This is a genomic window from Pseudomonas sp. GW456-E7 (assembly GCF_059424105.1).
This window is the reverse complement of sequence record NZ_JBWKZB010000015.1, coordinates 109,471-123,727: the sequence shown is the minus strand read 5'-3', so window position 1 is coordinate 123,727 and position 14,257 is coordinate 109,471. Positions and strand designations below refer to the sequence as shown.

11 protein-coding genes are annotated in these 14,257 nt (G+C 60.9%); 8 read left to right on the top strand and 3 right to left on the bottom strand.

Annotated features, from left to right (window positions below):
• The first annotated feature begins 101 nt into the window (after positions 1 to 101).
• A complete protein-coding gene (locus AC07YV_RS12600; RefSeq protein WP_102699681.1) occupies positions 102 to 320 on the top strand; it encodes a DUF2970 domain-containing protein in 219 nt (72 codons plus the stop codon).
• A gap of 6 nt (positions 321 to 326) precedes the next feature.
• Here AC07YV_RS12600 and AC07YV_RS12595 read toward each other — a convergent pair whose 3' ends face one another.
• Complete coding sequence (locus tag AC07YV_RS12595; RefSeq protein WP_102699682.1) at positions 327 to 1,412, bottom strand: ABC transporter substrate-binding protein; 1,086 nt, start codon at positions 1,410 to 1,412, stop codon at positions 327 to 329.
• A 522-nt stretch (positions 1,413 to 1,934) separates the two neighbouring features.
• On the opposite strand from AC07YV_RS12595, the gene AC07YV_RS12590 reads away from it, so the two are divergent.
• The gene (locus tag AC07YV_RS12590) at positions 1,935 to 3,593 is read left to right on the top strand and encodes a nitrite/sulfite reductase (protein WP_102699683.1); all 1,659 of its coding nucleotides are present in this window, start codon (positions 1,935 to 1,937) and stop codon (positions 3,591 to 3,593) included.
• Entirely contained in the window at positions 3,577 to 4,071 is a 495-nt protein-coding gene (locus tag AC07YV_RS12585) for a DUF934 domain-containing protein (protein ID WP_007976503.1), read from the top strand. The genes AC07YV_RS12590 and AC07YV_RS12585 overlap by 17 nt, the downstream gene beginning before the upstream one ends.
• A 52-nt stretch (positions 4,072 to 4,123) precedes the next feature.
• Here AC07YV_RS12585 and AC07YV_RS12580 read toward each other — a convergent pair whose 3' ends face one another.
• Both AC07YV_RS12580 and sohB read right to left on the bottom strand, forming a co-directional pair.
• Complete coding sequence (locus AC07YV_RS12580) at positions 4,124 to 8,011, bottom strand: dermonecrotic toxin domain-containing protein (RefSeq protein WP_102699684.1); 3,888 nt, start codon at positions 8,009 to 8,011, stop codon at positions 4,124 to 4,126.
• A 360-nt stretch (positions 8,012 to 8,371) separates the two neighbouring features.
• Positions 8,372 to 9,394: a protease SohB gene (sohB, locus tag AC07YV_RS12575; protein ID WP_007976507.1), complete on the bottom strand. Its 1,023-nt coding sequence runs from the start codon at positions 9,392 to 9,394 to the stop codon at positions 8,372 to 8,374.
• Positions 9,395 to 9,595: 201 nt separating this feature from the next.
• Between sohB and AC07YV_RS12570 the strand changes: the two genes are divergently transcribed.
• The 5 genes from AC07YV_RS12570 (at position 9,596) to AC07YV_RS12550 (ending at position 14,156) form a co-directional block, all read left to right on the top strand.
• The gene (locus AC07YV_RS12570) at positions 9,596 to 10,306 is read left to right on the top strand and encodes a histidine phosphatase family protein (protein ID WP_102699685.1); all 711 of its coding nucleotides are present in this window, start codon (positions 9,596 to 9,598) and stop codon (positions 10,304 to 10,306) included.
• A gap of 64 nt (positions 10,307 to 10,370) precedes the next feature.
• Entirely contained in the window at positions 10,371 to 10,685 is a 315-nt protein-coding gene (locus tag AC07YV_RS12565; protein ID WP_015094878.1) for an SCP2 sterol-binding domain-containing protein, read from the top strand.
• A gap of 279 nt (positions 10,686 to 10,964) precedes the next feature.
• Positions 10,965 to 11,828: a LysR family transcriptional regulator gene (locus AC07YV_RS12560; protein WP_102699686.1), complete on the top strand. Its 864-nt coding sequence runs from the start codon at positions 10,965 to 10,967 to the stop codon at positions 11,826 to 11,828.
• 106 nt (positions 11,829 to 11,934) lie between these two features.
• Positions 11,935 to 13,080, top strand: coding sequence for a sterol desaturase/SRPBCC family protein (locus AC07YV_RS12555; protein WP_102699687.1), 1,146 nt, complete (start codon positions 11,935 to 11,937; stop codon positions 13,078 to 13,080).
• Positions 13,077 to 14,156 carry an SMP-30/gluconolactonase/LRE family protein gene (locus AC07YV_RS12550; protein WP_102699688.1) on the top strand — a complete coding sequence of 360 codons (1,080 nt, stop codon included), beginning with the start codon at positions 13,077 to 13,079 and terminating at the stop codon, positions 14,154 to 14,156. Before AC07YV_RS12555 ends, AC07YV_RS12550 begins: the two co-directional genes overlap by 4 nt.
• Positions 14,157 to 14,257 lie beyond the last annotated feature (101 nt).

The following is a 14,257-nucleotide window of genomic DNA, read 5'->3' as shown; positions in this document are numbered from 1 at the left end:
CCTACAAGGGAATATATAACCCTGTAGGAGCTGCCGCAGGCTGCGATCTTTTGATGTGTATTGTCTATGCTTGCCTCACACACATTCGTGGCGAGGGTTTTATGGACGATCCGGCCGACAACAAGCCGCCGAGCTTCTGGCAAATGCTGCACAGCGTCATGGCGGCGGCGTTCGGGGTGCAGAGCGGGAAGAACCGGGCCCGCGATTTCACGCACGGCAAGCCCAGTCATTTCGTGATTCTGGGGATCCTGTTCACAGTGGTGTTCGCCTTGACGCTGTTCGGCATCGTCAAGCTGGTGCTACTCCTGACCGGGGTTTGACGCGGCTCAGTGCATCAGGGTTTGCAGGGTGAACGGGTAACGCCAGGACGCGGGACGGCCCTTGGCCGAGAGTTTGTGAAAATCCACACCGAAGTCCTGCGTGGCCCCTATCGCCAGCAGTCGCCTGGCCTGTGCCCGGTCGATCAGTTGCAGCAACGGAATCTGCCGGTCACGGCCACCGTACTGGCTGATGTCCACGCCTTCATCGTAGTCATGCAATTGCACCAGCGCCCAGCCACCCAGACTGAAGTGCCCGCCCAACAATACACTCAGGCGACGGTCCAGCAGTGCCTGCAACGCCTCGGGTGAATTGTTGATCGCGCCGAACAGCACGCCTTTGCCTGGCTCCCCGCCGGCCTCGACATACGCCTGCATCACACCGAACGCCATCTCGTCGTTCGCGGCCCAGACCAGCGACGTCTGCGGGTAGCGCTTGAACAACAACCTGGCCTGCTCGTAGGCGCGTTGCCGGGTCCAGCCGCCGTACACCAGTTGGCGCAAACGCACTTCGGGGTGCTCGGCCAAGGCACGCCGCAGGCCTTTCTCGCGATATTGCGCGGACGGGGTGACCTTCAAACCGGAAAAGGCCAGCAGTTCAATCGTCTGGCCGGGGGCCACCGGGCCGTGCTGCCGGATCAGTTCCTTGAGCATCAGGTAGCCGCCCTCCTCGTCATTGGGCACCAGGCTACCGAGCAAATCGGGATACTTGTCAGGCCGCGCGCCAATCAGTTTCATCTGATCCGCCGTCAGGGCATTGTTGACCATGAACAGCTTCACCCCGCTGCCTTTGGCCAGCCGCAGGACCTCGGGGGCGATGTATTGCTCGTTGACGAAGACCAGGTAGTCGGGACGATGGTCGCCCTGAAGGGCTTCACGAGCCTGGCGGATGGTGTTTTCGGAGACGCGGTCGGAATACTGGATACGCAAGTCCATCCCCAGGTCCGTCGCCGCAGCCTGCATGAACTGCGAGTAACTCGCCCAGAACGCTTCCGTTGGGGTTCCCGGATTCAGGAACAGCACTGACGCCGCTTGGGCACAAGGTCCCACGACCATGCCCAGCGTCAGCAATACGCCATACAGAAACTTCAACATTGGTCGTCCGAGCCCCCGGAAATTCGCCGCGCATTATAGCCAGCGAGTGTCCGTAAAACGGCGATTTTTCCGGTTTTTGTCGGACAATCGTCGGAACCGGGCCCGGACGGGTCGTTTATTGGTGGCTGACCCAGAAAACCGCCGTCCCCACGACCAGGATGATCAGGAACAAGATTGCCCAGGCATCTACGGTGCTATCGCTTTTCCGTGCTTTGGTTGGGTTGCTCATTGCATCGCCTCTTGTCGGTTTTATCGGTGATTGCATAAAGACTCGAGCAGAGTAAAGACGACGATTGCCCGCATCACAAACAGGGTCTTTGCAACAACGATTCTCATTAGGCGATTTGGTTCTTTACATATGCTCAAACATCACTTTTACGCATAACTGCAAACTGGTATCTTGCCCCGGCTCCGTAGGGAGTGCGCGGCCGTGCGCGCAGAATTGCCGAGGTTTTATCGGACGCCAGCCAGCCAAAAAACGCCGCTGTTTCCGACCGGCCCAAGCCTGAGAACAGGACTTATATGTACGTATACGACGAATACGATCAGCGGATCATCGAGGACCGCGTCAAGCAGTTCCGTGATCAGACCCGACGCTATCTGGCAGGCGAGCTGAGCGAAGAGGAATTCCGCCCCCTGCGCCTGCAAAATGGCCTTTATATCCAGCGTTTCGCACCGATGTTGCGAGTCGCCGTGCCTTACGGCCAACTGACTTCGCGGCAAATGCGAATGATGGCCAAGATCGCCCGGGACTACGACAAGGGCTACGCCCACATCAGTACCCGGCAGAACGTGCAGTTCAACTGGCCGGCCGTGGAAGACATTCCGGACATTCTCGCTGAACTGGCCACCGTGCAGATGCACGCGATCCAGACCAGCGGCAACTGCCTGCGCAACGTCACCACCGACCAGTTTGCCGGTGTCGCCGCCGACGAACTGATCGACCCGCGCCCATGGTGCGAGATCGTGCGCCAGTGGACGACGTTCCACCCGGAATTCGCCTACCTTCCGCGCAAGTTCAAGATCGCCGTCAACGGTTCGACTTCCGACCGCGCCGCCATCGAAGTCCATGACATCGGCCTTGAGCCGGTGCATAACGCCGCTGGCGAACTGGGTTTCCGTGTGCTGGTCGGTGGTGGCCTGGGCCGTACGCCGGTGGTGGGGGCATTCATCAATGAATTCCTGCCATGGCAAGACCTGTTGAGCTACCTCGACGCCATCCTGCGGGTCTACAACCGCTATGGCCGTCGCGACAACAAGTACAAGGCGCGGATCAAGATCCTGGTGAAAGCGCTGACGCCTGAAGTCTTCGCACAGAAAGTCGACGCGGAAATGGAGCACCTGCGCGGTGGCCAGACCACGCTGACCGAAGCCGAAGTGCAGCGCGTCGCCAAACATTTCGTCGACCCGGACTACAAGGCGCTGGACAACCAGTCCGCCGCCCTGGCCGAGCTCGACCTGCAGCACCCGGGCTTCGCCCGCTGGCGCGCACGCAACACCCTGGCCCACAAGAAACCGGGCTACGTGGCCGTGACCTTGTCCCTCAAGCCTACCGGCGTTGCACCGGGCGACATCACCGACAAACAGCTCGACGCCGTGGCCGACCTGGCCGAGCGTTACAGCTTCGGTCAACTGCGTACCTCCCACGAGCAGAACATCATTCTGGCCGACGTCGAGCAGGACAAGCTGTTCGTCCTGTGGGGCGAGCTGCGCGAGCAAGGCTTCGCCACGCCGAACATCGGCTTGCTGACCGACATCATCTGCTGCCCGGGTGGCGACTTCTGCTCCCTGGCCAACGCCAAGTCGATCCCGATCGCCGAATCGATCCAGCGTCGTTTCGACGACCTGGACTACCTGTTCGACATCGGCGAGCTGGACCTGAACATCTCCGGTTGCATGAACGCTTGCGGCCACCACCACGTGGGCCACATCGGCATCCTCGGGGTGGACAAGAAAGGCGAAGAGTTCTATCAGGTTTCCCTCGGCGGCAGCGCCAGCCGTGACGCCAGCCTGGGCAAGATCCTCGGCCCGTCCTTTGCCCAGGAAGCCATGCCTGACGTGATCGAAAAGCTGATCGACGTGTACATCGAACAACGTACCGAAGACGAACGCTTCATCGACACCTATCAGCGTATTGGTATCGACCTCTTCAAGGAGCGTGTCTATGCAGCGAATCATTAAGAACAACGAGGTCGTCGACGAGACCTGGCACCTGCTGCCCAAGGACTTCAGCATCGACGAGATCACCAACTGCGACGACTACATCGTCCCCTTGCAGTTGTGGCGCGAACACAGCCGTATGCTCCTGGCCCGCGACGGCGGCCTGGGCATCTGGCTGGATGCCGATGAAGAAGCCGAGGAGATCGGTGAAGACGTCGCGCAGTTCCAGGTCATTGCCCTGAACTTCCCGGCATTCACCGATGGCCGCAACTACTCCAACGCCCGCCTGCTGCGTGACCGCTACGGCTTCAAGGGTGAATTGCGGGCCATTGGCGACGTGCTGCGTGACCAGTTGTTCTACATGCATCGCTGTGGTTTCGACGCCTTCGCCATTCGCCCGGACAAGGATCCGCACGAAGCCCTTGAAGGTCTCAAGGACTTCTCGGTGACCTATCAGGCCGCGACCGACGAACCGCTGCCGCTGTTCCGTCGCCGCTGACCGTCACCCCTTGAACCCCGGCCCCGGGGTTCAAGGGGCTTTATCTTTCACGCTAGAACACCGGATGATCCGCCAGCGGAATCGGCCGCCCCATGGCGACCCAGTCGCGGTACAGGCGAGCTTGATCTTCCAGCACCGCGAACATCCTGAACGGGTTTTCCGCATCGCCAACCCGGGTTTCGATACTCTGGCGCAACCAGTCCCACAACTCCTCTGACGTATCCGCTTCGTGCAGCAAGCGCCACACACGCGCCTGCAGCGACAGATAGCCGACCTGGAAATCCGCCGTCAGGCGCAATCCATCCATGACCCGCAGCAACGTACTGCCCGATGGCTTGACGGCCAGTCGTTGCCAGATCTGTTGCCGCGCCTCGCGCACGCCTTCATCACCCTCCTCCAGCCAGGGCGTCGCACTGCCGTAATCGGCACCCGGTTCACTCAGCCACAGATTGATGCCGGTACGCTCGCGATGATCGACCAGGCGCAGCAAGGTGTCTTCATCCGTCAGCGGATTACCCCACAGTTTCACCCGGTCCCGGGAGACCGCCTGATTCAGTATCGATTGGGGAACCCGGCTGATGCGGTTGTCTCGCAAGTCAAGCGAGGTGAAGTACGGCTGATCGGTGATGCCTATCGGACAACGGCTGATCCCGGTGTTTCTCAGGTTCAATACACGCAACTCATTGAGCCCCAGGACAACAGGCGGAACGGTCAAAGGGTTGTCACTCAGGTCCAGCGTTTGCAAGCTCACCAGATCACTAAACTGTGCCGCCGTGTTCTCCTGAAACTTCAGCAAAGTGTTACTCAGGTTCAGCGTATTGAGACGGGTCATTTGCCGAATCGCTGGAGGCAACACACCTTCCAGTACGCCGTCGGCGTTGAGTAGACGCAGGTCGACACGCTCCAGGTTCAGGGAACGCAAGTTTGGAAAACTTTCGAGAAAGGCGCTCAGACTCTCGCGCTCGACCAGGTGCAAGGCCTGCATCGATAACTCGACGACCTCATTGAAGCGTACGTTCATCGTCGGCAACCGATGGTAGTCCTCGAAAGCCAGGTCCAGCCTGTACCCGGAGAACGCCTCACCCGACATCACGCTATTGATCCGGGGCGGGCATTTTTGCCAGATGCTCATCAGTTCATCGCCCAGCTCGGTTCGAGTTTCACGCTCGTAATCGATCACGGTTTGCAGCAGTTGGACATTGTGCGCCGCCACCTGCCCCAGGGTCATTCCCTGTGCTTCATCATCGCCAACGGACAGAAAATCGATGTCCATGTCATCGGCATCCAGCACGGACTGGTCGATCCACTGGCGCAGATCGGCATGCAACTGCTGCATCTGTGCTATCAGGCGATCCACCAGTGCCTGAGCCCCGGCACCCGCGTTAAACAGCAACTCATCCGCCTGGGCATCGGTGAAATGCGGATACAGATCCTTGATCTGCAGACGCATGACTCCGTGGGTCAGCGCTGCGGCCTGTGGCGTGTTCGGGAAGCCGCCACCGCGCAATCCCCCGGTTTCGAAAGGCAACCGCGAATCCATTCGATACAAGCCGAGTATCAACTCGGAACGGGCCAAGGCATGACCGCCAATGCGCAACCGCAACGCGCTCGCAGCATCCGGCGAGTGAAGCGACATCGCCGTACGTTCCTCCACGGACAAGAGGTCGACCAGCGCGGTAAACAGGTCCGAACCCTCGCCATCGGTAGTCGCCACCGCGGTGTATCGATAGCGCTCACCGACCTTGATCAAACGCCGGCAATCCGTGGAATCGAGCGGACCGCAGCGGTCGAGGACACGGCCGCTGATTGCCCCGTCGAGCACCTCGATGCGCAGGCCTTGCGGCCAGTCAGGCAGGCGCTGCAGGGAGTGCAGTGCCAGGACATCGGTGTCGGGGTGCCGGACCGAACGCAAGTACAAGCCTTCATAGGCCCGGTTGAGTCGCACATGCTGTTGGTAGTCCCGCGATTTGTTGTCCAGCCGCTTGAGCAATTGCAGCGCCTCGTCAGCGTCGAAGGGCCGATGGATGTCGACTCCCGACCGGTCGAGGATTTGCTCCACGGCGCCTTTCGGCAATCCTGGGTATTCGCGCTGAAACAGGCGAACCCATTCCTGCTCCGAGTGCTGGAGCGCCTGATAGCGGGTGTTGAACAATCCGGCCCGTGCTTGCGCATCGGTGACGCCTTCGAGTTCCTGATCGAGCTTGAAGCGTGTGATGGTATCGGCCAGCAGCGGCGTTGGCGGGCGACCTGCCTGCATCAGGCGCAGCATATCGTCGTCGACCGTGCTGATCCGGGCGATCTGCTCCAGTACCTCATCAGTGAAGGCAGCATGGGGTGCGCACACCTCACGCAACAGCGCTATGCGAGTCGACAACGGCGCCGCAACCGATCCGGCTACGGGCTTGGCCGGCGTTCCGGGATGCGGCTCGCTCGCGGGTTCCCCAGACTCGTGCAGGGTTCCGGCGATTCTTTCTTCGCCCTTGAGTGCCACCACGGCCCCGACCAGCGGGAGCGCATTGAGCAAGCCGAACACGGTGCGCGACACGCCCTCGGAGCGCTGCTCCGGTGTCTTGCCGTTGATGGCCTGATCAAGGCCATAACCGGCGTCGATCAGGCCGGCCAGCACGAGGACACCCTCGCCTCCCGGAATGAACAATGCCAATGGCCCCAGCCGGTTGATCCAGCGCACCAGGGGTTCCACCACCGCGCTCAGGTTGTCGCGATTGACCTGGGCATCGTCACGGATGGTTTTGACGCTGGCCATCGAGGCCTGCTTCATGGTCAGCACCAGTTGCGCGAACGGATCGGTGTCGGAGTGAGCTCGCTCAAGATCGATGTAATCCTGCGGGTCCCAGAAACCGTCGTCGTTGAAGAGCCCGGCGCTCCTTTTCAGCCAGTGTTCGTTCGGGTAAACCGCCATGCCTTCCAACGCGGTCGACACGCCCGCATGGAAGGTGCCGTCTTCCCGATCGTTCTCGGCAAAATGCGCGAGCAGCGCCTGGCGTGTGGCCGGCACCTGCCCCTGGGCCACGATCCATTGGCGCAGGTGTCGCCAGTCGGTGAATTCATGCAAGGGTGAGGAGTTGCCCGGGATATTCAGCAGGACCCTGCCGCTGTGACGGTGGCAATAACACCAGATATCGTCCGACGTGTAGCGATAGATCGTCAGCCGACCGGCCTCGATCGGCGCGCCGACACGCGTCGGCGCCTGTAGCTGATCGAGGGTCAACGCACTCCACGCCTGCCCCGCTGGCAAGCCGGCGGCCTGCATGGCCAGGGCCAGGCCTTCCTGACTCAAGCTGCCCTCCTGGTGTTGCAGGCAGGCGCTCATGATAAAGGCGGCCTTGGCCGAGGTTCTCAGGTCGTAAGGCTGCGCCTGGACGATTCGCTTGTCAGAGGGCCAGGCACGATCAAGGTAAGCCTGATAGCGGGTTTGCAAATCCAGCTCCCACACCCACTGTTTGAACGCCGCCGGCCTGAGGGCAATTTGCGTTGCCGGTCCATACACCTGGGGCGTGGTTTGGCGATAGATGCCTTCGTAGGTATGGTGGTTGCCATTGCCGTGGTCGGCGAATTCATCGACATGCTCCACGATGCGAATGGACGGGCCGACATCGGGCGGTGTGTACAAGCCAAACGCGCTTTCGGCGAAGCGCCCGTCGCCGACGGTCTGGTAGTTCTCCAGCAACGCCTGGACCAGGGTTTGGGTGCTCGCCACCTGACCTTGCTCGATGCCGTCCTGCGGCGGGTGCCCGCGGTAGCGGTAATCCAGGGTGACCAACAGTGCGGTGTGCGGGTCGATGTCTTGCCCCCATTTTTCCTTGATCAACTGGGCACCGAACTGCTCGGGAGACTGCGGTAAAGCCGTGCTCACCACAGACTGCAGTGTTTCGCGCAGCGGCGCAGGCTGGGGATTTAGCGGTGTCTGAAGGTCATTCATGTGCATTCCATGGCAATTATTTTTGGAACACCAACATACCCAGCCACCGCGTTGCCGAAAGCAGGAACGGTCGCCTGCCGACTACAGAGATTTCGCCGTACCGTGGAAGACATCGGGCATGCGTTCGCAGGCAAAAAAAGGTTCCCGCAAACCTGTAGGAGCCAGCCTGCTGGCGATGGACTCAAGTGCACCGCGTTTATCCCGTTCATACGCGTTATCGTTAACGACCATCGCTGGCAGGCCAGCTCCTACAGGGACCGTGCCCACGCTGAAAATGACGTGCCCTCCAAACCAGTGAAAACACCAAAAAAAACCGGGGCAAATGCCCCGGCTGGATGTTTGGCAAAATTTCCTGGCTCGTTACCAGAAACGTTGCTGGGTCAAACGGCTCCACCAACTCAACAGCACGCGATCGACCGAGCCGCTGGCGGCCATGCCGATGCGCTCCGGCAGGCTTTTGCGTTCGGCGTAATGCAAATGATAGAGCTCGGACTTGCTGGCGCGCTCGGCGAGGTATTCATCGCTGGTCTTGAGCTCGTCGACCAGGTGCTTGTCCAGCGCCGCGACGCCGAGCCAGATTTCGCCGGTGGCCACTTCATCGATCGCCAGTTGCGGACGGTAGCGCGAGACGAAGTTCTTGAACAGTTGATGGGTGATGTCCAGGTCTTGCTGGAACTTCTCCCGGCCCTTCTCGGTGTTTTCGCCAAACACGGTCAGGGTACGTTTGTATTCACCGGCGGTCAGCACTTCGAAGTCGATGTCGTGCTTTTTCAGCAAGCGATTGACGTTGGGCAACTGCGCCACCACGCCAATCGAGCCGAGGATCGCGAACGGTGCGCTGATGATTTTCTGGCCGATGCACGCCATCATGTAGCCACCGCTGGCCGCAACCTTGTCGATGCACACGGTCAGGGGCACGCCGGCTTCGCGGATACGCGCCAGTTGCGAGGAGGCCAGGCCGTAGCTGTGAACCATGCCGCCGCCGCTTTCCAGGCGCAGGACCACTTCGTCCTTGGGTGTGGCGAGGGTCAGCAAGGCCGTGATTTCGTGGCGCAGGCTCTCGGTGGCCGAAGCCTTGATATCGCCGTTGAAATCGAGCACGAACACCCGGGGTTTGACCTCGGTTTTTTTCTTCTGCTTCTTGTCGGTCTTGGCCTGGGTCTTGCGCAGGGCCTTGAGCTGGTCCTTGTCGAGCAAGGTTTGCTCCAGGCGCTCGCGCAGCCCTTTGTAGAAATCATTGAGCTTGCTGACCTGTAACTGTCCGGACGACTTGCGCCGCCCCTTGCTGCGCAGGGCCGCAAAACTGGCCAGGACCACCAGAATGGCGATCACCAGGGTCACGGTCTTGGCCAGAAAAATGGCGTACTCGGAAAAAAACTCCACGGGGACTCCTCAAACGATGCGCGGCTTGAACGCGCGCGGGATACCTCCAGCATACCCATGCGCCGACCTTGCGACCAGCCGTGAAACCTCTGGCAACAGGCCTGTAACGAGCATTTCAAACAAGCGTATGTTTTTTCATTGACAGCTCACCGCCATCCTCATAACCTCGCCAAACCTTCAACGTACCGGGATGACGCGGACGTGGGCAGTATCTATTTGATTCGACATGGCCAGGCCTCCTTCGGTGCAGACGACTACGACGTCCTGTCGCCGACCGGCATTCGTCAGGCGGAAATCCTTGGCCGGCACCTGGCCGAACTCGGGATCAGCTTCGACCGCTGCCTGGCAGGGGATCTGCGCCGCCAGCAGCACACGGCCAACAGCGCGCTGGAACAATTCGCCGCGGTGGGCCTGCCGGTGCCGCTGCTGGAAACCGACCCCGCCTTCAACGAATTCGACGCCGACGCGGTGATCCGCGCGCTGTTGCCGGCCATGTTGCCGGACGAACCCGAAGCCCTGAACATCTTGCGCAACGCCGCGCAGAACCGTGGCGAGTTCCAGCGCATCTTCGCCCTGATCATCGAACGCTGGCTCGCCGGCACCTACGACACACCAGGCCTGGAAAGCTGGCTGGGGTTTGTCGAGCGGGTGCGGGGCGGCTTGCATCGCATCCTCGACCAGGCCGACAACACCCAGAAAATCGCCGTATTCACCTCCGGCGGCACCATCACCGCCCTGCTCCACCTGATTACCCAAATGCCTGCCCGGCAGGCCTTTGAATTGAACTGGCAAATCGTCAACACCTCGCTCAACCAGCTTAAGTTTCGTGGTCGCGAGGTGTCGCTGGCTTCCTTCAACAGTCATGCGCACCTGCAGCTGTTGAAGGCCCCGGAACTCATCACGTTTCGCTGAGTCCGGACTATTGTGACCCTGGCAGTAATCACCCTGCTCTTATTACCCAAGAAAGGATCGAACCATGACCTCCGTAGCAGACGCCGTACAAGCAATGAAAGCCAAGTTCAACCCAGCCGCTGCTGCCGGTCTGGACCTGGTCTTCGGTTTCCGCATCGACGACACCAAGAACTTCTCGCTGATCGTCAAAGACCAAACCTGCGAACTGCAGGAAGGCGAGAACCCGGACGCCCAGGTGACTCTGGTGATGGACGGCGAAACCCTGGAAGGCATCGTTGACGGTTCGACCGACGGCATGCAAGCGTTCATGGGCGGCAAACTGCGCGCTGAAGGCGACATGATGCTGGCCATGAAACTGTCCGAGCTGTTCCCGTCGTAAGCACCTGGCTCCCGGCCTTCGGGAGCGTGCCTGCTGCAAACGAATCCCGCCCTTAGTGGCGGGATTCGTCGTTTTTGCCTGCACGCCACTGACCTGTGGCGAGGGGGCTTGTCGGATCGCCGCATCGCCCCGTTCGGCTGCGAAGCAGTCGTCAATCCGACGCCCCGCTATGTTTGAGAGGGTCTAAAGGGCCGCTTCGCGCCCCAACGCGAGCAAGCTCGCTCGCCACAGGTTCGGTGGTGCTCTTACAATGGCCACACTCCCAACACCGGCCGCCCCATGGACATCGACCTCGCCCGCACTTTCCTCGAAATCGTCCGCCATGGCAGCCTGGCTGCCGCCGCGCAAAAGCTCCATGTCACCCAGACCGCGATCACCGCGCGGGTGCAGAAACTCGAGAGCCAACTGGGCAGTACCCTGTTCGTGCGCAATCGTGCCGGTGCTCGCCTGACGCCCAACGGTGAAGCGTTCGTGGTGTACGCCAACCAACTGGTGCAAACCTGGGAAGCCGCGCGGCGTGATCTGCCCTTGCCCGAGGGGTATCGCGATGTGCTGCATATCGGTGGCGAGGTGAGCCTGTGTAACCCGCTGATGCTCGGCTGGGCCGGCGAAATCCGCAAGCACATTCCCAGCCACGCCCTGCGCATGGAAATCCATGACGGAGAAAACCTCCTGCGCCAACTGGAGTTGGGCGTTCTGGATGCTGCGCTGGTGTATCAGCCCGAGTATTGGCCGCGCTTGCAGGTCGAGCAGGTGCTCGAAGAAAAACTGATTCTCGTGCGCCTGGCCGACAGGCCCGATCCTTATGTGTACATCGATTGGGGCGCCGAGTTCCGGCGCCAGCACGATGCCGCCCTGCCGGAAAAAGCCAAGGCTGCGCTGAGTTTCAATCTTGGTCCGCTGGGCTTGCAGTACCTTCTTGAAAACGGCGGTAGCGGTTACTTCCGCACCCGTGTCGTGCAGAGTTATCTCGATAGCGGCGCCCTGGAACGGGTGCCCAAGGCTCCGGAGTTCAGCTACCCGACCTATCTGGTCTACTCCCGCGATCGTGACTCGCCGACGCTGCAACGCGCCTTCGACCTGCTGCGCGAGGTGATCGATTCCGACGAAGACTGGTCGCAACGCTGGGACCCGCTGACCTGAGACCGGTTTGCACCGGATCATGGCCGTTGTGTCCTCAAGGTTCGCCCCGCCAAAACAGCGGAATCGACTAATCTGCAGGAGATAACAATAACGACAGGTGATTGCAGTGAGGCAGACCACCGAAGGGTTCCGCAGCCGTTACCGCGCCGCCATTCATCCGCTCTACAACCCTTGGCTGCACGGCGCTTTTGTCCTGTTGTTCGGGGCGCTGGCGATCAGCGCTTTCTGGAGCAACGTGCATCAGGTACAGCCGGCGCAATGGCTTGCGGTGCCCGTCACGCTGCTAGTGTTCAACCTCGGCGTGTACATGGTGCATCGCCACCTGGGGCATCACAAAAAGCGCTTCGCCCGGCTGTTTTATGCCCGTCACGCTGGCGACCACCACAGTTTTTTCACCCCTGGCCACATGACCTACGACAGCGCCCGCGACTGGCGGGTGATCCTGTTTCCGGCCTGGCTGATCGTACTTCACACGCTCGCCGTGGCCCTGCCCCTCTGGTGGCTGCTCAAGCACATCGATACCAACGTCGCCGGACTGGTCGGCGGCGTTCTTGTCCTCGGCTACCTGGCTTATGAAGTCTTCCATGCCTGCGAGCATCTGCCGTCGCACAATCCACTCACACGGCTGCCGTGGATCCGTCAGATGCGCCGGCTGCACGAACTGCACCACCGCCGCGAACGGATGCAGGAGCGCAATTTCAACATCGTTTTCCCGCTGATGGACTACCTGTTCGGCACCCTCTATTGGGAGCCGGAACCTGCGCCGCTCAACCCGACGAGAACGCCCATGACCCGCATGCAGCATCAGATTGTCATTGCCGGACACCCGACCGACGTATTGGCCTACGCCAGCACCGTGACCCTTTGGCCGCAATGGCACCCGTCGTCGCTGCATATCGATGGACCCAAAGGTCCATTGCATGCCGGCGCACGTTTCGAGGAGGACATCCGCGCCGGCGGTCGTGAAGGACACTTGAGCTGGGAAGTGGCGCAGTACCTGCCCGGTCAGCGCTGGAGCGCACGTGCCCAGGGTGACCATGGCCTGTCGCTGGTGGTGACCTACGAATGCGAAGCCGAAGGCCAAGACACACGTTTCGTCCGCACCCTGGAATACCGGTTCAGCGGTCTGGCGATGCGGATTGCCAACCGGTTATTGCTCAAGCGGCGCATCGACCGGGAATCGGCGGCGTCGATGCAAGCGTTGCGCGAGATGGCGCAGAAATACCTGGTGGCAACCGGAGTCAACGCGTGAGCAGAATCCTCAAATGCCTGCTGCTGGTCATCATCGTCATCGGCGCCTTCCTGCTGCTGATGCCGACCAAGGTGCGACCGGTGGCCTGGGCGCCACAACCCGCGCCGTCCCTCTCCAGCGGTATCTACGCCGACAATCAGCGCCTCAAAGGCATGGAGCGCGTCGGTGCCGCCGACATCGACGGGCCGGAAGCCCTGCTGCTGGAAAACGACACGCTGATCACCGGCCTGCACGATGGGCGCCTGATCCGCACCAGCCTGGATGGCAAGACCACCAAAGTCCTGGCCGACACCGGTGGCCGGCCATTGGGCCTGGCCCGGCATCCCAATGGTCTGCTGGTGATCGCCGATGCCGTCAAGGGTTTGTTGTCCCTCGACGCCCAGGGTCGCCTGGTGGCCTTGACCACAGAAGCCGGTGGCGTTCCCTTCGGTTTTACCGACGATGTGGTCATCGACAAACCCGGCCACTACGCTTATTTCAGCGATGCTTCGAGCCGCTTCGGTTATGGCCACGACGGTGAAGCCGTGCTCGAACACGGTGGTGACGGTCGATTGCTGCGCTACGACTTCCAGACCGGCAAAACGTCGGTTGTGCTGGACAAGCTGGAGTTTGCCAACGGCGTGGCCCTGGGACCGGACGATGCCTACGTGCTGGTCAATGAAACCGGCGCCTACCGCATCAGCCGCTATTGGCTCAGCGGCCCCAAGGCCGGCACCCAAGACCTGTTCATCGACAACCTGCCGGGCCTGCCGGACAACCTGTCGTTCAATGGTCACGACCGGTTCTGGGTGGCGCTGTATGCCCCCCGAAACGCCCTGCTCGATGGCACGGCGGCGCATCCGTTCGTGCGCAAGATGATCGTGCGAGCCATGACCGTCCTGCCCAAACCCGTGGAAAAGCGCGGGTTCGCCCTGGGCCTGGACCTTGAAGGCAAGGTGATCGCCAACCTGCAGGACGGCAGCAGCGACAACTACTCACCGATCACCACGGTGCGCGAGTATGGGGACTGGTTGTATTTCGGTTCACTGAAGGCGCAGAACATGGCGCGGTTGCCTTTGAGCAAGGCGTTGCAATGATCTGTTGAGTTCAACCAAGCACCAATGTGGGAGCGAGCTTGCTCGCGATGGCGCCCGACCAGTCGGCATTTATATCGACTGACCCACCGCTATCGTCGGAA

Excerpts from the sequence above, each read along its gene's own strand:
- AC07YV_RS12600 (WP_102699681.1), top strand. The coding sequence starts at position 102 with ATGGACGATCCGGCCGACAACAAGCCGCCGAGCTTCTGGCAAATGCTG.
- AC07YV_RS12595 (WP_102699682.1), bottom strand. The coding sequence starts at position 1,412 with ATGTTGAAGTTTCTGTATGGCGTATTGCTGACGCTGGGCATGGTCGTG.
- AC07YV_RS12565 (WP_015094878.1), top strand. The coding sequence starts at position 10,371 with ATGACCTCCGTAGCAGACGCCGTACAAGCAATGAAAGCCAAGTTCAAC.
- AC07YV_RS12585 (WP_007976503.1), top strand. The coding sequence starts at position 3,577 with ATGCAGCGAATCATTAAGAACAACGAGGTCGTCGACGAGACCTGGCAC.
- AC07YV_RS12590 (WP_102699683.1), top strand. The coding sequence starts at position 1,935 with ATGTACGTATACGACGAATACGATCAGCGGATCATCGAGGACCGCGTC.
- AC07YV_RS12580 (WP_102699684.1), bottom strand. The coding sequence starts at position 8,011 with ATGAATGACCTTCAGACACCGCTAAATCCCCAGCCTGCGCCGCTGCGC.
- AC07YV_RS12560 (WP_102699686.1), top strand. The coding sequence starts at position 10,965 with ATGGACATCGACCTCGCCCGCACTTTCCTCGAAATCGTCCGCCATGGC.